The sequence below is a fragment of the Candidatus Binataceae bacterium genome (assembly GCA_035308025.1).
Lineage (GTDB): Bacteria > Desulfobacterota > Binatia > Binatales > Binataceae > JAJPHI01.
This window is the reverse complement of record DATGHL010000028.1, coordinates 1-17,931: the sequence shown is the minus strand read 5'-3', so window position 1 is coordinate 17,931 and position 17,931 is coordinate 1. Positions and strand designations below refer to the sequence as shown.

Below are 17,931 nucleotides of genomic sequence, written 5' to 3'. Positions count from 1 at the left end.
TATGCAGATTGGCGGCGCGACGTTCATGGCGATCTACATCTTCGCCTTCACCTACATAGTTTTCTCGATCGTGAACGCGATCAGCCCGATGCGCGTCTCGAAAGAGGTCGAACTGGAGGGGCTCGACGTACCGGAGTTCGGCCTGTCGGCCTATCCGGAGGACGAGATCGTCAGCACCGAGGCCGCATAAATCCGTCAGACCGTCGCAGCATCTCGTTAACGATTCTCAGCCCCCCTGCCATTGCGCGCGCTAAGCCGCAGTGGCAGGGGCCTTTCTGCAAGTGGCGGGGCTAGAACATCGCCTCGCCGGGCTCCAGGCCGAGCAACAGGCGGCCTGCCGGGCGATACATCTTCAAATGAACCACGCGGTGCTGGCACGCGGTAATGATGTCGCGGAGGTCGCGGTCGAGCCGGCCCGAGCGAAAAATCGAACTGGTGCCGGCGGTATCGTACAGGGTCGTGATGATCTGCTTGGCCGCCTGATGAGCGTAGGTGATCATCATTCGATACTGGGCGCGTTGCCGTGGCGAGGGTTTGTCGCCGCGACACAAAGTCGCCCACAAATCCTCCAGCGTGGCGTAAACGTAGCTGCGCGCAGCGCCGAGATGAGCCTCCGCCCAGGCAATGGTCTCCTGAACTACGGCATCATCGCGCATCAGCGAGCCGACGGCGAAGCCGCCCTTGCGCGCGCATAGCTCCTCGACGAAATCCAGCGTGCTCTGCGCGATGCCAAGCGGCACGCCGGCGTGGGAGACCAGAAACAGGGGCGGAAACGCGTAAAGTGGGCTCGGCGTGCGCGGCGGCTCCAGCATCGTGGTGCTGTGGGCGAAAGGCACGAAAACGTCTTTGACGACGACGTCGTTGCTGCCGGTGCCGCGCATACCGGTGGTGTCCCAGACGTCGACGATCCGGACGTCGGTGATCGGGAGGAGCAGGGCGCGGAACTCGGGATTGCGGCCATGGCGGCGCGGCTCGCCATTTTCGTGGATGATGCAGCCGCAAAGAATCGTGCCGGCATGGTGGCATCCGCTGTTGAAGTGAAAAGTGCCGCTCAACCGATAACCGCCCTCGATCAGGTCGGCGCGCTGCGGCGGTCGAATCTGTCCGGCCAGCACGCTCTCAACGCCGCCAAAGAAGTGTTGCGCGACCGGCGCTTCGAGAAACGCTGCGATAAAACTGCCCGCCGTCGAGATCATCGAGAGCCAGCCCACGGAGCCTTCAACGCGTGAGAGTTCCTCGACCACCCGCACCTGATTGATCGGATCGAGTTCCATGCCGCCGTAGATGCGCGGCACGCCCATCCGGAAGACCCCGGCCTCCATCAGGTGGCGCGCGAGCGTCGGCGGCAGGCGGCGTTCGGCTTCGATAGTTGCAGCCGCGGCGCGGATTTCCGGTTCGAGCGCGCGCACCGCCGCGAGTATTTCCCGGGCTTCCGAAGCCGCGTCCTTCGCTTCCATCAATACGTTCTCCTGATCTGCCTTGAGTCGATACTTGATCCACTCCCTTCCGCGATCACATCAAAAGTGAGCCGGATTACCAACGATGCCGCGCGCCGCCGCAGGCTCAGTTCCACGAGCAAGGGCGCGATGCGATAATGTAACTCAGCCACACCGTCATTCCGGTCTTCCACCATGCGCATCTTGAGCCTTCGCCACATCACTACCTATCGCTATGCCAAACCGGTCGTCCTCGGTGATCATCGCCTGATGCTGCGGCCGCGCGACAGTCACGACCTGCGCTTGCTCGAAACCAGGCTTACGATAACGCCAGAGCCCGCGGCGATTCGCTGGATGCATGACGTCTTCAGCAACTCGGTGGCGGTGGTGTCATTCGCCTCGCCGGCGGACCTTCTGTCGATCGAGAGCGCGATCCGGCTTGACCATTTCGAGTCCAGCGATCCCCCGTCCGCCCTGGAGTCTTACGCGGAAACGTATCCTTTCAGCTACTCGGCCGACGATGTGCCGGATCTGAACCGCTCACTCGAACGCCACTATCCGGATCCGGAGCATGAGGTCGATCTCTGGGCCAAACGTTTTCTCCAAACCGAAGGGCCGACAAATACCCTCGCGATGCTGGTGCAGATGACCAAGGCTATCAAGGCGGACGGTTTCACCTACGCCGCCCGCGCCGAAGAAGGCTGTCAGGCGCCGGTCGAGACCTTACGTTTGCGCAGCGGAAGCTGCCGCGATTTCGCGCTCCTGATGATGGAGGCCGTACGCTCGCTCGGCCTGGCCGCCCGTTTCGTCAGCGGCTACATCTATGTACCCGGAGCGCAGTCACAGAACCTCGGCGGCGGGGCGACCCACGCGTGGCTGCAAATCTATCTGCCCGGAGCCGGCTGGATGGAATTCGATCCGACCAACGGCATCGTCGGGAATCGCGATCTGATCCGGGTCGCGGTGGTGCGCGATCCCTCGCAGGCGATTCCGGTTACCGGCAGCTGGACCGGCGCTGCGGGGGACTTCCGCGGGATGGAAGTTGATATCCAGGTAACTGCGGAAACCTAAGCGCTGCGCGCTTTTTTAGCTGCGCCGCCGGATTTCGAAGCCGCGATACTTGCCTCGTTTTTTCAATCTTGATTCCCTCATGAAGAGCGCTGCGTCGCCGCTATGGCGACGTGCCAAGGCCTCGGGAATCAAGCCATCATGGCGATCCGCGTCGCGTTGCATCACCAGACCGATTACCGTTACGACCGCCTCGTAACACTCTCGCCACAGGTAGTGCGGCTGCGTCCCGCGCCGCATTGCCGCACGCCGATCACCGCGTATTCCCTGACGATCGCGCCGCGTGATCACTTCATCAACTGGCAGCAGGATCCGCAGAATAATTTCATTGCACGAATAGTTTTCCCCAATCAGGTCCGGCATTTTGCGATTGAAACCGACTTGGTGGCGGAAATCACCGTCATCAACCCGTTTGATTTTTTCCTTGAGCCCTACGCCGAAACCTTTCCCTTCGCTTACGAAGAAGGTCTGGTCAAGGAGTTGGCGCCGAACCTCGCCGCGCCGCCGATGGGACCGCGGTTGGCGGCCTTCATTGCTGCGACCCAACTCACGCGCCGGCCTACCGTGGACTTCCTGGTCGAGCTCAACCAACGCGTGCAGCGCGCGGTCGGCTATGTAATCCGCATGGAGCCGGGTATCCAATCCTGCGAAGAGACGCTCGAGTTGAGCCGCGGGTCGTGTCGCGACAGCGCTTGGCTGCTAGTCGAAATCCTGCGCAATCTCGGCCTTGCCGCGCGCTTCGTCTCAGGCTACCTGATCCAGCTCAAACCCGACGTCAAGGCGCTCGACGGCCCGATTGGATCGGATCGCGACTTCGCCGATCTCCATGCATGGGCGGAGGTTTATCTGCCGGGCGCGGGCTGGGTCGGACTCGATCCGACCTCGGGGCTGTTCGCCGGCGAAGGCCATCTGCCGCTGGCCAGCACGCCCGACGCCTCTTACGCGGCGCCGGTTGCGGGCGCGATCGGACCGTGCGAAGTCGAGTTTGCTCATGCGATGTCGGTCGTCCGCCTGCATGAGGATCCACGGGTAACGCTGCCTTACTCTGACGAGCAATGGGCACGCGTCGACGCGCTCGGCGAAGCGATCGACGCGGAGATCAGCGCGGCTGATATTCGGCTCACGATGGGTGGGGAGCCGACCTTCGTTGCGATCGACAACTTCGACGATCCCGAATGGCAGACCGCTGCGCTCGGAGCGCAAAAACGCGAGCTCGCCGAGCGCCTGCTGCGGCGTCTCCAGCAGCGTTTCGCGCCCGGCGCTCTGCTCCATTTTGGACAGGGCAAATGGTATCCGGGCGAACCTCTGCCGCGATGGGCGCTCAATTGTTACTGGCGCAAGGACGGCGAGCCGATTTGGCGCGACAGCGCGTTCATTGCGAGCCCGGATGGTGACGACAATTTCGGTCCGCCCGAGGCACATCGCTTTATCGAGGCTCTGGCGCAGCGGCTCGGCGTCGATCCCAAATACGTAATGCCGGCCTTCGAGGATCGCGTCCATTACGAGCAGCGCGAACGTCAACTGCCGATCAATGTCGCTGCGATTGATAACCGTATCGACGATCCGATCGAGCGCGCCCGTTTGCGGCGTGTCTTCGAGAGCGGCCTCGATAGTCCCGCCGGCTACGTGCTGCCGCTGCAACGCGCAGTCGGCCATGAAGTTGATAAAGATTGCCCCGCATGGCAGAGCGGACTCTGGACACTCCGCAGCGATCGTCTTTATCTGGTTCCGGGTGATTCGCCACTGGGCTTGCGTTTACCGCTCTCGAGCCTGCCGTGGGTCGCGCCGGAGGACCTGACGCCGTTTTTTGAGAGCGATCCGATGGCGCCTTCGGAGCCGTTGCCGCAGTGGCAAAAAGCGCCGTCTCTTGAGACGAAGCCGCGCGCTCGTCAAGACTCGCCGCGTGACCGGATCCCGGCAATTGGCGAATCCGCCGCGTGGGTGGTGCGGACGGCCCTGTGCGTCCAAGCGCGCGAGGGCCGCCTGCATGTTTTCATGCCACCGGCTCACTCCGCGACTGAATATCTCGAGTTGATCTGCGCGGTCGAGGACACCGCAGTCGCGCTCAAGACGCCAATCGTAATCGAGGGCTACACTCCGCCCGCCGATTCCCGCATCAACCGCCTCGCCGTCACCCCGGACCCCGGGGTGATCGAAGTTAACATCCAGCCCGCCAACAATTGGACCGAGTTGCGGGAGATCATCACCGGAGTGTACGAGGACGCGCGGCTCTGCCGTCTGGGCAGCGAGAAATTCATGCTCGACGGGCGTCATGCCGGCACCGGCGGCGGCAACCATTTCGCGGTCGGCGCCGCCACTCCGGCCGACAGTCCGTTCCTGCGCCGGCCCGACCTGCTGCGCAGCATGCTCGCCTACTGGCTCAACCACCCGGCGCTTTCGTACCTTTTTTCGGGACTTTTCATCGGACCGACCAGTCAAGCGCCGCGCATCGACGAGACCCGCCAGGACAGTCTCTACGAACTCGAAATCGCCTTCGCCCAGGCTTCTGCTCCCGGCGCGCATCCGACACCGCCGTGGCTGGTCGATCGGATTTTTCGCCACCTCCTCGTCGATGTCACCGGCAATACCCATCGCGCGGAATTCTGTATCGACAAGCTTTATTCGCCCGATTCTGCGACCGGACGGCTGGGGCTGGTTGAATTGCGCGGCTTCGAGATGCCGCCGCACGCGCGGATGAGCCTGACGCAACAGCTTCTGGTGCGCGCGCTCATCGTATGGTTCTGGCGCGAGCCGTATCGATTTCTCCCGACCGAATGGGGCACGCAACTGCACGATCGCTTTATGCTGCCGCATTTCGTCCTTAGCGATTTCAACGACATCATCGAAGACCTGCGCCGCGCCGGCTACCCTTTCGACCGCGAGTGGTTCGCGCCGCATACTGAATTTCGCTATCCGCGCATCGGCCGGGTCAGCTATGCGGGGATTGATCTGGAGCTGCGGCAGGCGACGGAGCCTTGGTACGTCCTCGGTGAAGAAGCCACGGTCGGTGGGACCGCCCGCTACGTTGATTCCTCGGTCGAGCGGCTGCAGGTCAAAGTCGACGGGCTCAATGGCGAGCGCCACGCCGTGATCTGCAATGGCCGCCGCGTGCCGCTCCATCCGACCGGCACGCGCGGGCAATTCGTCGCGGGCGTGCGCTATCGCGCCTGGCAACCGCCGTCATGTCTGCATCCCACGATCCCGGTCCATGCGCCGTTGATCTTCGATATCGTGGATACGTGGAGCGGGCGCGCGGTCGGCGGATGCACCTATCACGTCGCGCATCCGGGCGGCCGCAACTACGACACCTTTCCGGTCAACGCCAACGAGGCCGAGGCGCGGCGCGCGGCGCGTTTCGTCCCGTTCGGCCATTCGCCGGGTCCGCTGCCGACGCCAGCGCATGAGACTAATCCCGCGTTTCCGCTGACGCTCGACTTGCGCCGCTCACCACCATAATTCAGCGCCGCCAAAACCGGGCATTGAAGAAGACCACGCTTGAAATAGCCGCCCCGAGGGCGATTATTGGGGCTCGTTTTGCGGTACCGCCACCTTGAGCAGCAGACGGCCGGGACTCAAGCGCGGGCCGCGTCTTCAGTCCACAACGGGGGTTTTCAATGTCATCTGAAACTCGCATCGGCAGGTCTGGGTCGGCTACGTACGGGAGTGGCGGAACCAATTCCGGCGGGATCACCCGCAGACGGTTTGTTCAGGGCGTGCTCGCCGGCGGAGTAGTCGCCAGTTTGGATCTGTGGCGATGGCCGGCATCCGCAGCCGTAAACGCGGCAGATCCTCCGACGCTCTCGGGGAACTCCTTCAACCTGATCGTCGAGCAGGTTCCGGTGAACTACACCGGGCGCCCCGCCTACGCCACCGCGGTCAACGGTTCAGTCCCGGGACCCACCCTGCGATGGCGCGAGGGCGACACGGTTACGCTGGCCGTCAGCAATCGGCTTAAGGACACATCTTCCATCCACTGGCATGGAATTCGGACCCCCTCAGACATGGACGGTGTCCCAGGCCTGGGCTTTCCCGGGATTCCGCCGGGCGAGACTTTCGTCTATCGGTTTCCGGTCCGCCAGAGCGGCACCTACTGGTATCACAGCCACAGCCGCTTCCAGGAGCAGACCGGGCAATACGGCGCGCTCATTATCGAACCTCAGGATAAGCATCCGGTCGATTACGATCGCGAGTACGTGGTGGTGCTTTCGGATTGGACCGACACGGATCCGGAGGTTCTCTTCAGCAATCTCAAGCAACAGAGCGACTACTACAACTTCCATCAACCGACGGTCGGCACTTTCCTCTCGGATGCTCGAACGAAGGGCCTTGGGGCGACGACGGCGGAGCGTCTTAGATGGGGCCGCATGAACATGAGCCCCAACGACATTCTCGATGTCAGTGGGGCGACTTACACCTACCTGATTAACGGGCAACCGCCGGCAACCAATTGGACCGGCGTGTTTCGCCCTCACGAGCGTGTGCGCCTGCGCTTCATCAATGCGTCGTCGATGAGCATCTTCGATGTGCGCATCCCCGGCCTGCCGATGGCGATCGTGCAGACCGACGGCAACGACGTCGAGCCGATCGAAGTCGATGAGTTGCGGATTTCGGTCGCCGAAACTTACGACGCGATCGTGCAGCCGCGAGACGCGCGCGCCTACACGATCTTCGCGCAGGCCGAGGACCGCACTGGCTATGCGCGCGGGACCCTCGCGCCGGCTTATGGGATGAGTGCGGAAATCCCCGCCATGGACCCGCGGCCTCAACGTACGATGATCGATATGGGAATGCAGATGTTCGGCATGGGGAATATGTCGGCTCCGGTCATGGAGATGGGCGATATGTCCGGGATGCCGGGTATGGAGATGGGTAATATGCCCGGCATGAGCATGCAGCCTGCTAACGCAGAAGTTCGAGTCGCGTCGCGCGCGCCAATGACGGGTGAGAATGCGCCGGGGCAGCCCGGACCGCGCACCAGCGCCGCAGTGGTCGGTCCCGATCTCGGCGACAGCAAGGCGCCGCTTGCACAAAATGTAAAAGCCCGCCCCGGTCCGCAAGTCGATAATGTCGCCGCGATGCCAACGAATCGGTTAGCGCGCCCCGGCGAAGGCTTTCCACCGGGCCGCCGTGTGCTGGCCTATTCCGATTTACGCGCGGTCTACCGTGGAACTGATCCGCGGCCGCCGGCTCGCGAAATCGAGCTCCATCTGACCGGCAACATGCAACGCTTCATATGGGGGTTCAATGGCGAGAAATTCAGCGATGCCGAGCCGATCCGGCTGCAGCTCGGCGAGCGCGTCCGCATCATTCTGGTCAACGACACGATGATGGAACACCCGATTCATCTTCACGGGCTCTGGAGCGAGCTGGAAAACGGCAATGGTGAGTTCCGACCATACAAACACACCCTCAATGTTAAGGGCGGCGAGCGGCTGAGTTTCCTGGTCAGTGCTGATACACCGGGCCAGTGGGCCTTCCATTGTCATCTGCTCTACCACATGGAGGCGGGCATGTTTCGCGCCGTGATCGTCTCGTGAGGATGGCCGCAATGACTTGCCTGATCGTGGCCGCGGTGACGATCGCCGGCGCTGCCGCTAACGCTCAATCGTCGAGTCCTGCGACGCCAGTTTACACGCAGTACGGAGAACCGCCCGTCATGGACGACACGATCTTCTACCATCTGCTATTCGATGAACTCGAAGGCCGCACCAATGGGCCCGATAATGAATTTCGTTGGGACGGTGAGGGCTGGGCCGGCACCGACATGAACAAGCTCTGGTTCAAGTCCGAAGGCTTCGTCGAGCATGGCAAAATGACCGATGGCGATCAGGAAGTGCTGTATGATCGGCCGATACCACACTTCAGGTTCTTCGACGTTCAAGCAGGCGTGCGTTACGACTTGGATTCCAATCCCGGACGCGCCTGGGGAGCTATCGGCGTCGAAGGTCTGGCGCCTTATTGGTTTCAATTCGCGCCGACCTTCTACTTTAGCGACAAAGGCCATTTCGCCGGGCGAATAAACGGCTCCTATGATCTCCTGATTACGAACCGCCTCATCGCGCAGCCGCAAATCGAAATGAATTTTTACAGCAAAAGCGACCGGCGCCGCAGCGTCGGCTCGGGCCTCTCGGAGATCGATACTGGCCTGCGCATCCGCTACGAAATCAGCCGCAAGTTCGCGCCGTATGTCGGCGTCGCTTATACCGGCACATTCGGGGACACCGCTACCTTCACGCGCGAGGAAGGCGGCAACCCCAATGATCCGCGTTTCATCTATGGCCTTCGCCTCTGGTACTAGAGCAGGCGGCTGATCATTCCATCTGCGAGGCTAGAGCTGCGCGGCGCGCTCGACGGTCGGCGCGAGCCGGCGAATTATCTCCAGCGTCCGTCCCTGCGCCATCGCGATCGCATCGCGCTGCGAGAAGAGCACCAGGCGCTCGGCGCCGGTCTCCGCGTAGAGCTTGAGCTGGTCACTCGAGATACCATCGTCGCCGGGCGAAACGAACGCCATGATATGAAGCGAGTCCGGGTTACGGCCGCGCTCGGCGACGAGTTTGCGCAGTTCGGCGACGTCGCGCTTGAAGCTCTCTGGTTTGGCGGCGAGTGGGCACCAGCCGTCGTATGTACGTGCCACCCGCTCACGGCCTTTTGGCCCGTGGGCGCCAAGTAGGATCGGCGGGCCGCCCTTCTGGATCGGCTTCGGATCGCAGCGCACCACCGGAAAACGGACGATATCGCCCTGATAGCTCGCCTCCGCGTCCGTCCATAAGAGGCGTAGCGCTTCGACGGTTTCGCGCAGCCGTTTCCACCGTGTCCCGAAATTCGCGCCAGTCGCCTCCGTCTCCTCCTTGAGCCAACCCGCGCCGACACCGAGTATGATTCGGCCGCCCGAGACAATATCCAGCGTCGCGATCATTTTGGCGGTCACCAGTGGTTCGCGCTCGGGTAGCAGGCAGATCCCGGTGCCGAGCTTAATCCGCCGCGTGACACCCGCGGCCAGCGCCAGCCCGACAAATGGATCCATCCAGCGTCCGTAATGCTCGGGCAGCGCGCCACCACCCGGCGGCGCTGTCTTGAAGCCGACGGGAATGACGGGATGTTCAGGTATGAAGAACGACTCGTAGCCCAGGTTTTCAGCCTCGCGAGCGATCTCCGCCAAGTTTCCGCTTTCGGCCGTCGCCGCGATCATCACTCCAATTTTCATCAGCAGCTCCTTCACGCGACAACGCGCGCAACATGATCGTTGAACGGCGCCGGCTAGTTCCGGCGCACGTTGCGGAACGGGCCGGTGTCGAACCGCGGCTCTTTTGGTAGTTCGAGTACACGCTCGGCGATGATGTTGCGCTGGATCTCGTCGGTGCCGCCCGCGATCGAGACCGCAGGCACCGAAACCAGAATCTCGGCGATGATTCCCTCACGCGGACTCCCGCCGCCAGTGAGCATCGCTGCGGTCCCGGTAATCATCGTATGGACGTGCGCAGCGGCGCGGGCGACATTGCTGGCCGCCAGCTTTCCCAGCGAGCCTTCCGGGCCCTGCGGCCGTCCCTGTCGTTGAGCGGCGCGGGCGCGGCGCGCGGTCCATTCGGCCGACTTCGCCATGATCATCAACTTGGCGATTTCCTGGCGGACGTGAGGATCCTTGTTCGCGCCGGTCTCTTTGGCGCGCTCGATGACGAGGTCCACGCGACCGGCGCGCTGCGGATACCATTTGTACGGCTGGTTGGCCTTGTCGAGTTCGGCGCGCTCCTCGGCGTGGATTCGTCCCTGCCGCGTGCCGCGCTTCGACGGTGGCGCCAGCCCGTCGGCGCCGCGGCGCTCGTGAGCGAGGGTCGTCATCGCGACCTTCCAGCCGTCGCCGACGCCGGCGACCAGGTTCTCCGCCGGCACCGTCGCGTCGGTGAAGAACACCTGGTTGAATGACGCGTGCCCATTCATTTGCTTGAGCGGCTGCACATCGACGCCTGGCTGCCTGATGTCGATCACGAAGTACGACAGCCCCTCATGTTTGGGCGCGTCCCAATCCGTGCGCGCCAGCAACAGGCCGTGATCGGCATGATGGGCACTCGTCGTCCAGACCTTCTGTCCGTTGATGATCCAATGGTCGCCGTTCAATTCTGCGCGGGTCGTCGCGCCCGCCAGATCAGAGCCGCTGCCAGGCTCGCTGAAGAGCTGGCACCAGGCATCTTCTCCGGTGAGAATGCGGCGGAGAAACTTCTTTTTTTGCAGATCAGATCCATGCTCGAGCAGCGTGGCTGCCGCCAACAGCCGCACGCCCGATTTCGCCGCGCCCACCGCGCCCACCGCGGCAAATTCCTCTTCCACCACGCGAACCAACCCGACCGGCAAGCCCCGGCCGTACCATGCCTGCGGCCACTGCGGCATCCCCCAGCCGGAATCCGCGAGCATTCCACGCCACGCCACCAGCGACATCTCGGGATCCCAATGGGCCGCGAGCCAGGCCCGCACCTCGGCTCGCACGTCGGCTTCGCTGATCTTGTCCATGCTCAAACTCCCCAGCGCTGCATCAGGAGCTCCCGATGGTAACTCGGCTGCCCGAGGAAGACTTCGGAGCTTTTCGCGCGCTTGAACCAGAGATGCGTGTCGTTATCCCAGGTGAAGCCGATGCCGCCATGAATCTGGATGCAATCGGCTGCGATCCGCATATAGGTTTCCGACGTCGCCGCCTTCGCCAGACTCGCCAGCGCAGGCCATTCCGGATCGTCCACCGCCGCGGCCTGAGCCGCGTAATAAGCCGCCGATTTTGCCAGCTCGACGTCCAGCAGCATGTCGGCGCACTTGTGCTTAATCGCCTGAAACGAACCGATCGTGCGCCCAAACTGAACCCGCAGCTTCGTATAGTTCACTGCCGACTCGAACAACGCCTGAGCGCCACCTACCATCTCGTTGGCGAGCGCAATCGCCGCCTGGTCCAGCGTTCGCAGTAACGGCGTTCCGCCGTTATCGAGGTTGCCGAGTAATTGCGCGTGCGCGCCGTGAAAATCGATACGCGCCAACTTGCGAGTAGGATCCATCGATTCCAGCAGATGACGTTCAACGCCGCCGGCGTTCGCGTTCAGTGTGAACAGCGCCAGGCCCTCGGCGCCGACCGTCTTGGGTAGGCGTGCGGCAACGACGAGCAGGTCCGCCACATGGCCGTCCACGACATAACTCTTGACCCCGTCCAGGCGGTATCCGTCCCCATCCGGAGTAGCGACGAGATTGATCGCCTGCGTATCCCAATTGCCATCGAGCTCGGTGACCGCGAGCGTCGCCAATCGCGCGCCGCTTACGAGGTCCGGAATCAAGCTCGATTTCTGCGCTTCGGTTCCTGCGTTCAGAATAGCGTTAGCCGCGAGCACCGCCGTGGAGAAATAAGGCGCACACAGCAACGCGCGACCAAGTTCCTCCGTCACGATGCCCAGCTCGACCATGCCGAATCCCGCGCCGCCATATTGCTCCGGTACGTGGATACCGGGGAGCGCGAGCGCCGCGCTCAATTGGCGCCAAACCTCGGGATCGTAGCCCTCGGCAGTGGCCATGAGGCGTCGAACCTCAGTCGTCGGCGATTTATCTGTGAGAAACCGCCGCAGCGCAGCGCGGAACTGCTCCTGCTCGGTGGTGAAGGCGAACTGGACGCGGCGGCTGGCCTCGGCGCTTGATTCGTTTGATGCGCTCATCGCTTTTGCAATTCTTCGTTGCGAGTTCTGAGGATGATCGTGTAATGCCACGAATCAGGTGCACGCATCAATGATCCGCTCGGACGTGCGCGCGGCGCTTATGGTTCTTGCGCACTGATCATCCTGGGCCTCATGGCCTCATCGGAGGCTGAGCCATCGGCAACGTCGTCAGCCTTGGATGCTGCAATGTTTACCGGAATCTTTGATTGTAGAAGTCGAAACATTGGCATCCGAACACCATTGGAAGGGTTTTGCGCGTGGCACGATGGTTGCGCAGAGTTCTATAGGAGCGAAAAACTATGGGCGTTTTAAATGACGTGGCAGGATTAAGGCAGCGAGCTCTCAAACATATCGAGGCGGGCGCGGTCACTGACGAATATAACGCCGACCGTGCCGAGGTCGTGGCGACCCTGAATACGGTCTTGGCCACTGAATTGATGTGTGCACTTCGTTATAAGCGGCACTATTATACCGCAACCGGGCTCAAGGTTGGAGCCGTCAAACAGGAATTCCTCGAACATGCCCAGGAAGCGCAGCAGCACGCCGATCGCATCGCTGAACGGATTGTTGAATTGAATGGCACGCCTGATTTCAATCCTGAAAGTCTGACGGCGCGCAGCCTTTCGCAGTACACCGGAGCAACCACGATTCAAGAGATGATTCGCGAGGATTTAATTGCCGAGCGAATCGCGGTCGAGTCTTATTCCGAGATCGTCAGGTGGCTAGGCGAGAACGACGTCACCACCCGCAAGCTGATGGCCGATATCCTATCGGTTGAAGAGCAACATGCCGCAGATATGCAAAAGCTCTTCAATAAGCTGCCGCTTCGAGAATAAGCGAATCACTCGAAGTATCTGACGAGCGCAAAGTCCTGCCTCAGCAGCGGTCATGGCCGATCGGCCTCAATAGTTTCCGAGGATGTGGAGTATCCCGGTCGTCCTTATACAAATTAAGCCAAGGCGTCCGGCACCGGCTCAACCAAGTATAAAATTCATAGTTGGCGAGACACTGGGTCAAGTATATCGTTATTAGGCTTTTTCGCGATCAATCGCGATCAATCATGACCAGCGCGCCCATTAATTACTCGCAAATTGCTAATGGCGCGCATTGCTCAATTTTTAACTTGAGATCCTCAACCGGCGCCGAGTCTCCGATTCCGGTGCGGTCCCGAAACTACTCTAAGGAGAATAATCATGCGCGAACAGAATATCATACATACCGACTCTTCAATCCCGTTCCGACGCGTGCTCTCAGCCAGCACCCTGGCAAAAGATTCGGTGCGGAATCGATCCAACGAAAACGTTGGGTCGATCAGGGAAATCATGATTGATGTGCCCTCGGGCCGTGTCGCCTACGCAGCCTTGGCCGTTGGCGGTTTTCTCGGACTGGGCGAGCGGCTCTTTGCAATTCCATGGCAGGCGCTGACGCTCGACGAGGACAATAAATGCTTCATCCTCGACGTCGATAAAGAGAGGCTAATGAACGCCCCTGGTTTCGACAAGGATCACTGGCCCGACATGACCAACCCATCATTCACAGAAGACGTCAGCGACTACTGGGGTGAGTCCGGCGCACCCGCGAGTACGCCGCCAACTGGTGGTTCGGGTGACTACAGTGTTGAGGCCGGCCGTCGTTACGATGGTGATACGGCGGCTCTCTCCGATAGTGAAGTGGAAGTGCAGGCGCGCGAAGCACGTCGCGTGATTGACTCGCCGGAAGGTGCGGATTTGCGTCAAGCTGAGGTGATCGGGAAATCGCGGATCAAGTAGCGCGCCTCGCAAGCCTCGGATAAGCTTAGCGAATCATCGACGGTTTGGCGCTGAGTCGTGAAGGATAGCGAATGCCCCGGTTCGATACGGTAATTAAGCACGGTATGATCATCGATGGGACCCGGGCTCCTCGCTACTGCGGCGATATCGGCGTCAAAGATGGGAGAATCAGCGAGATCGGCGAGCTTGCCGCGAGCGATGGCCGGCGTGAGATCGATGCCTCGGGGTTGATTGTCGCTCCTGGATTTGTCGACCTACACACCCATTACGACGCGCAAGTTTTCTGGGATCCCTATTGCTCGATTTCCGGATGGCATGGCGTGACCACGGCCGCGATCGGCAACTGCGGCTTTGGCTTCGCCCCCGTGCGGTCCGAACAGCGCGAGCGGGCGATGCTGACCATGACTCGCGTGGAGGCGATTCCCTACGCCTCGATGAAGGCCGGTCTGCCTTGGGACTGGGTTACGTTCCCGCAGTTCCTCGATAGTCTCGAGCGGCGGCCGAAGGGCGTCAATTTGCAGGCTTGCGTCCCGCTCAGCCCGCTTATTACGTGGGTGATGGGCAGTCCCGAGGAGGCCAAGCAGCGGACGCCCACCGCTGCCGAAGAGCGAGAGATTGTCCGCCTTTTCAATCAAGCTATGGACGCAGGCGCATGCGGTTGGTCGGCGCAGCGTTTGCACCCGGCTGGTCCGGTCTGCCTCCAGCGCGATTATGACGGGACGCCGATGGTCACCGATGTGATGGGTGACGAAATCTGCCGCACGCTGGCGCGCGAGCTGAGCCGGCGCAACGCGGGTTTCATCCAGTTGTCGATGGCCACCGCGGACCCCTTTCACGATCTGAAAGAGATCGAAACGCTGGCCGAATTGAGCCGGCGTCCGCTGCTCTACCAGGCGCTCCTTTCATTTGATCGCGAACCGCAAATCCATCGCTTTCTGATCGCCTGGTTCGAACATTGCCACGCCAACGGCTTGCGCATCTACCCGCAGGCTCATACCAATACCACTAGTTTTACCTTTACCCTCGCCGACTGGAACCTCTTTGACGACTCCGAAGCCTGGCGCGAGGCGACACTGGGCAGCAGTCAGGAGCGGCTAAAAAAGCTGAGCGACCCGCGGCGCCGCGCAGCCCTCAAGGATTACGCCAACGGTCAACGACTGGTGACCGGTGATTTGGAAAATTTTGTAATCCAGAAAGTCTATTCCCCTCGTTTCGAGCACTTGCAGGGTTTGACTCTGAAAGACGCCGGCGGAAAGATGGAGATGCATATCGTCGACGCGATGCTCGAAATCGCGATCGCCGATGAACTGCGTACGGTATTCGACGCGCCTCCGCCGCACACGCGTCTGGACCTGCTGAAGGAAGTCGTCAACTACCCATACACTATTCCGGGTCTCTCCGACGGCGGCGCCCACACCAAGTTCTACTGCGGCGGGCGCTATCCGACTGAGTTTCTGGCCTCATTTATCCGCGACCACAACATGCTGAGCCTGGAGGAAGCGCATTGGAAATTGAGTGCGTGGCCGGCGATGTGCGCGGGGCTCGCCGATCGCGGGGTTCTGCGCGAGGGCCACGCGGCAGATATCGTGATTTACGACTACGACTGCTTGGGGATGGAGCCCAGTAAGGTGGTGCACGATCTCCCGGGCGGCGAATGGCGACGTGTGCAACGCGCCCGCGGCTATCGCTACATCATGGTCAACGGCGAGGTTACCTTTCTGGATGGCGAACCCACCGAGCTCACGCCGGGCTTGCTGCTCCGCCAGGGAAGCAATTCGACCAAGCCGCAATTGCGCCACGCAAGCTGAACTTTCAAGCCGGACGATGGGCGGCGGCGTTGGACTTCAGGCGGCCTTCGCGGTTGAGTGACGCGGACGGCCTGTGGTTGCTGAGCGGCCACCAGGACGACTCTGACTGGCCGCGAGGTTGCTCGCAGTGTCGTTACCGACGGCAACGGATTCGGGCGCAGAGGCTAAAACAGAACTCGCAACGGTCGCTAGCTGATCGCCTATGTGCTGTATCATCAGCCCGGTCTCGAATGCGCGACCGACCGCATCCGCGAAAACACGATTCGAGTAGAGCTGATTGGTGGTCTCGTTCATCAGAACGACCCAGGAATCGTAGGCTCGCCACGCCGCGGCGCGGACATCCTCACCTTTGACGCCGAACATCTGTCTGAACATCGCCGAGGGCAGACCGATCCATGTCGCTCTATAGAAGTTGGCGAATTCATCAAAAGATCGTGTCGCTGTACTCTCCATCTCTCCGCTCCTCGGCCCAGTACCGAGCCACTTCAGCTTGTGTTAGGAGCAGCAAAAGCCGGACCGTCAATATAACGGGCTCAGCTTGGCATGAAACGTGGCCACATGCTGACGGCGACGGCAGATGCCCACGCGATAGGCGATTCACCGCGCAAGAGGGATGCGTCGGCAATTGCCAACGACGCTTGCGATGCCGCTCAATGCGGGAGAGCCTGATCCGTCAGCCCTGTCGCGCACTCCGCTGCGGCAGCAACCAACCCGACCGATTCAGTGTGTTACGATCGTGCGATGAAAACGCGGTGTGCCGATGAATCGCACGGATACGGGCAGTTTCTGCTTTCCCACAAAGGGAATCTGACGTTGGCGCTATCGGGTGTTGCCTACGTGGCGAGTTGGCTTGTGATGAGGTTGACGCCCTGGAAGCTGACGGGTGATGTGGCGGTCTCGATTGCGGAGGCGGCGCTTATCGGCGGACTGTGCGATTACCTCGCGCTCAAAATGATCTTCGAACAGCGCTGGTACTTGCCTAACTCGGGTGTGCTGCCGCGCAATCGAGCGAAGCTGATCGAGGGCATAGCCTCTACTATCGAGAACGAATGGCTCACGCCCCAGATGATCGGACAGAGGCTGAACGAGATGAATCTGGTGGGCCGTCTGGGCAGCTATCTGGAAGATATTCGGCTCGAGGCTCTTATCGGAGAGCAGGGACTCGACCCTCTCCTGGAACGCGTCCTGCACTATCTTGCTTCGCCGGACTCCCGCGAGCGCCTCGAAACTATCCTTGGAAAAGCGCTACCGAAGACCTTCGCGAGGCTCTATGCGGGGGCGCGCCGTTTAGGCCTGGAATCGCTCAGCACGCGGCTGGTCGCGAATTTGCTCCAGCGGTTGCCGGAGCTGCGTCGCGACCTGGAGTTGGCGGAAACAGTCGAGAGTGCAATCCACGAATTCGGTCATCAACTCCGCGACCCATCGAGTTACGCCTACCAACTCGCGCGGCGGTTAATTGATGGGATCGTTCGACGCGCGGTCGATGCTAGCCGGGGCCAGATCTCGCATATGGTGCGCGAAAATCTCGCGCTGCTTTCCGACGAGCAGATCAAAATTCAGATCGAGTCGAAAACCCGCGCGCATCTGGACTGGATTCGCGTCAACGGCGGGATCTTCGGCGCGTTCTTTGGACTGCTGTTCGCGCTCTCACGCATCATCATGCATCACGGGACGGTCTTCGTGGCGCGCCTCCACGCTCTCGGCTAGCTATGACCGAGGATCTATGGTTAACCGCCGGGCGGGCAGCGGAGTGCTGCTCGCCCGGCGGTCGAGAAAAATCCGAAGACTGATTTACGGGGTGAGGACGACGAAGCCGTAAGCCGGGACGGTGACTTGGAGGGCGCCCGTCAAGTCGGCCGGAGCGATGGTGACCTCTGTGGAACTCTCATTGGTCGAGGTAGCGCTGGATGCGGAGAGTTGCGAGGCCTGCGTCGGCGCGATCCCGATGCTCGGCATCGTGATTGAGACCGTGGTGGGGGTCGAGTTGGCGGAGGTGATGGCGAAGGACCATTTACGATTGTTGAAGAAGGCCGCGGCGTTGAGGCCGCCGGCGCCTGGGCCGCTGGCGCTGACCGGGTAGAAAGCGCCGCCGACGGCGCTGTTGAGCATCTGGAGGGCGAGTCCGGTGGGGCGGAAGCTGGAGCTGGTGGCGAGGTCGCGGGCGATGCCCCAC

General features: G+C 61.5%; 15 protein-coding genes. 9 read left to right on the top strand and 6 right to left on the bottom strand.

Annotated elements, in window-relative coordinates:
- A partial coding sequence (locus VKS22_08175) for a hypothetical protein (protein HLW70587.1) occupies positions 1–190 on the top strand: 190 nt, incomplete at its 5' end.
- A gap of 100 nt (positions 191–290) precedes the next feature.
- On the opposite strand, the gene VKS22_08170 is transcribed toward VKS22_08175, so the two are convergent.
- Positions 291–1,457, bottom strand: a complete 1,167-nt coding sequence (locus tag VKS22_08170; GenBank protein ID HLW70586.1) for an acyl-CoA dehydrogenase family protein — start codon at positions 1,455–1,457, stop codon at positions 291–293.
- Positions 1,458–1,631: 174 nt separating this feature from the next.
- Between VKS22_08170 and VKS22_08165 the strand changes: the two genes are divergently transcribed.
- From VKS22_08165 to VKS22_08150, 4 genes are all read left to right on the top strand, one after another.
- Complete coding sequence (locus tag VKS22_08165) at positions 1,632–2,507, top strand: transglutaminase family protein (protein HLW70585.1); 876 nt, start codon at positions 1,632–1,634, stop codon at positions 2,505–2,507.
- A gap of 102 nt (positions 2,508–2,609) precedes the next feature.
- Entirely contained in the window at positions 2,610–5,960 is a 3,351-nt protein-coding gene (locus tag VKS22_08160) for a transglutaminase family protein (GenBank protein ID HLW70584.1), read from the top strand.
- Between the two features lie 158 nt (positions 5,961–6,118).
- Entirely contained in the window at positions 6,119–8,041 is a 1,923-nt protein-coding gene (locus tag VKS22_08155; GenBank protein ID HLW70583.1) for a copper resistance system multicopper oxidase, read from the top strand.
- An 11-nt stretch (positions 8,042–8,052) separates the two neighbouring features.
- Positions 8,053–8,802, top strand: coding sequence for a copper resistance protein B (locus tag VKS22_08150; GenBank protein ID HLW70582.1), 750 nt, complete (start codon positions 8,053–8,055; stop codon positions 8,800–8,802).
- A 30-nt stretch (positions 8,803–8,832) separates the two neighbouring features.
- On the opposite strand, the gene VKS22_08145 is transcribed toward VKS22_08150, so the two are convergent.
- From VKS22_08145 to VKS22_08135, 3 genes are read right to left on the bottom strand one after another with little or no spacing between them, the layout of a single operon-like run.
- A complete protein-coding gene (locus VKS22_08145; GenBank protein ID HLW70581.1) occupies positions 8,833–9,708 on the bottom strand; it encodes an LLM class F420-dependent oxidoreductase in 876 nt (291 codons plus the stop codon).
- Between the two features lie 53 nt (positions 9,709–9,761).
- A complete protein-coding gene (locus VKS22_08140; GenBank protein HLW70580.1) occupies positions 9,762–11,006 on the bottom strand; it encodes an acyl-CoA dehydrogenase family protein in 1,245 nt (414 codons plus the stop codon).
- Positions 11,007–11,008: 2 nt separating this feature from the next.
- Entirely contained in the window at positions 11,009–12,181 is a 1,173-nt protein-coding gene (locus tag VKS22_08135) for an acyl-CoA dehydrogenase family protein (protein ID HLW70579.1), read from the bottom strand.
- Between the two features lie 299 nt (positions 12,182–12,480).
- Between VKS22_08135 and VKS22_08130 the strand changes: the two genes are divergently transcribed.
- The 3 genes from VKS22_08130 to VKS22_08120 all read left to right on the top strand — a co-directional run bounded on the left by VKS22_08130 (position 12,481) and on the right by VKS22_08120 (position 15,758).
- Positions 12,481–13,017: a ferritin-like domain-containing protein gene (locus VKS22_08130; GenBank protein ID HLW70578.1), complete on the top strand. Its 537-nt coding sequence runs from the start codon at positions 12,481–12,483 to the stop codon at positions 13,015–13,017.
- Positions 13,018–13,374: 357 nt separating this feature from the next.
- A complete protein-coding gene (locus VKS22_08125) occupies positions 13,375–13,950 on the top strand; it encodes a PRC-barrel domain-containing protein (protein ID HLW70577.1) in 576 nt (191 codons plus the stop codon).
- A 71-nt stretch (positions 13,951–14,021) separates the two neighbouring features.
- Entirely contained in the window at positions 14,022–15,758 is a 1,737-nt protein-coding gene (locus tag VKS22_08120) for an amidohydrolase family protein (protein ID HLW70576.1), read from the top strand.
- A gap of 36 nt (positions 15,759–15,794) precedes the next feature.
- On the opposite strand, the gene VKS22_08115 is transcribed toward VKS22_08120, so the two are convergent.
- Positions 15,795–16,211: a hypothetical protein gene (locus VKS22_08115; protein HLW70575.1), complete on the bottom strand. Its 417-nt coding sequence runs from the start codon at positions 16,209–16,211 to the stop codon at positions 15,795–15,797.
- Between the two features lie 288 nt (positions 16,212–16,499).
- Here VKS22_08115 and VKS22_08110 point away from each other — a divergent pair, with 288 nt between their 5' ends.
- On the top strand, positions 16,500–17,465 hold the full coding sequence (locus VKS22_08110) for a DUF445 family protein (GenBank protein HLW70574.1): 966 nt from the start codon (positions 16,500–16,502) through the stop codon (positions 17,463–17,465).
- 84 nt (positions 17,466–17,549) lie between these two features.
- Here VKS22_08110 and VKS22_08105 read toward each other — a convergent pair.
- Positions 17,550–17,931 (bottom strand): hypothetical protein (locus tag VKS22_08105; GenBank protein ID HLW70573.1); only part of this gene is annotated, 382 nt, incomplete at its 5' end.

What these genes read in the sequence shown, in the direction of transcription:
- VKS22_08115 (HLW70575.1), bottom strand. Translation starts at nt 16,211, where the DNA reads ATGGAGAGTACAGCGACACGATCTTTTGATGAATTCGCCAACTTCTAT.
- VKS22_08155 (HLW70583.1), top strand. Translation starts at nt 6,119, where the DNA reads ATGTCATCTGAAACTCGCATCGGCAGGTCTGGGTCGGCTACGTACGGG.
- VKS22_08120 (HLW70576.1), top strand. Translation starts at nt 14,022, where the DNA reads ATGCCCCGGTTCGATACGGTAATTAAGCACGGTATGATCATCGATGGG.
- VKS22_08130 (HLW70578.1), top strand. Translation starts at nt 12,481, where the DNA reads ATGGGCGTTTTAAATGACGTGGCAGGATTAAGGCAGCGAGCTCTCAAA.
- VKS22_08125 (HLW70577.1), top strand. Translation starts at nt 13,375, where the DNA reads ATGCGCGAACAGAATATCATACATACCGACTCTTCAATCCCGTTCCGA.
- VKS22_08110 (HLW70574.1), top strand. Translation starts at nt 16,500, where the DNA reads ATGAAAACGCGGTGTGCCGATGAATCGCACGGATACGGGCAGTTTCTG.
- VKS22_08145 (HLW70581.1), bottom strand. Translation starts at nt 9,708, where the DNA reads ATGAAAATTGGAGTGATGATCGCGGCGACGGCCGAAAGCGGAAACTTG.
- VKS22_08135 (HLW70579.1), bottom strand. Translation starts at nt 12,181, where the DNA reads ATGAGCGCATCAAACGAATCAAGCGCCGAGGCCAGCCGCCGCGTCCAG.
- VKS22_08140 (HLW70580.1), bottom strand. Translation starts at nt 11,006, where the DNA reads ATGGACAAGATCAGCGAAGCCGACGTGCGAGCCGAGGTGCGGGCCTGG.
- VKS22_08160 (HLW70584.1), top strand. Translation starts at nt 2,610, where the DNA reads ATGGCGACGTGCCAAGGCCTCGGGAATCAAGCCATCATGGCGATCCGC.
- VKS22_08170 (HLW70586.1), bottom strand. Translation starts at nt 1,457, where the DNA reads ATGGAAGCGAAGGACGCGGCTTCGGAAGCCCGGGAAATACTCGCGGCG.
- VKS22_08165 (HLW70585.1), top strand. Translation starts at nt 1,632, where the DNA reads ATGCGCATCTTGAGCCTTCGCCACATCACTACCTATCGCTATGCCAAA.
- VKS22_08150 (HLW70582.1), top strand. Translation starts at nt 8,053, where the DNA reads ATGACTTGCCTGATCGTGGCCGCGGTGACGATCGCCGGCGCTGCCGCT.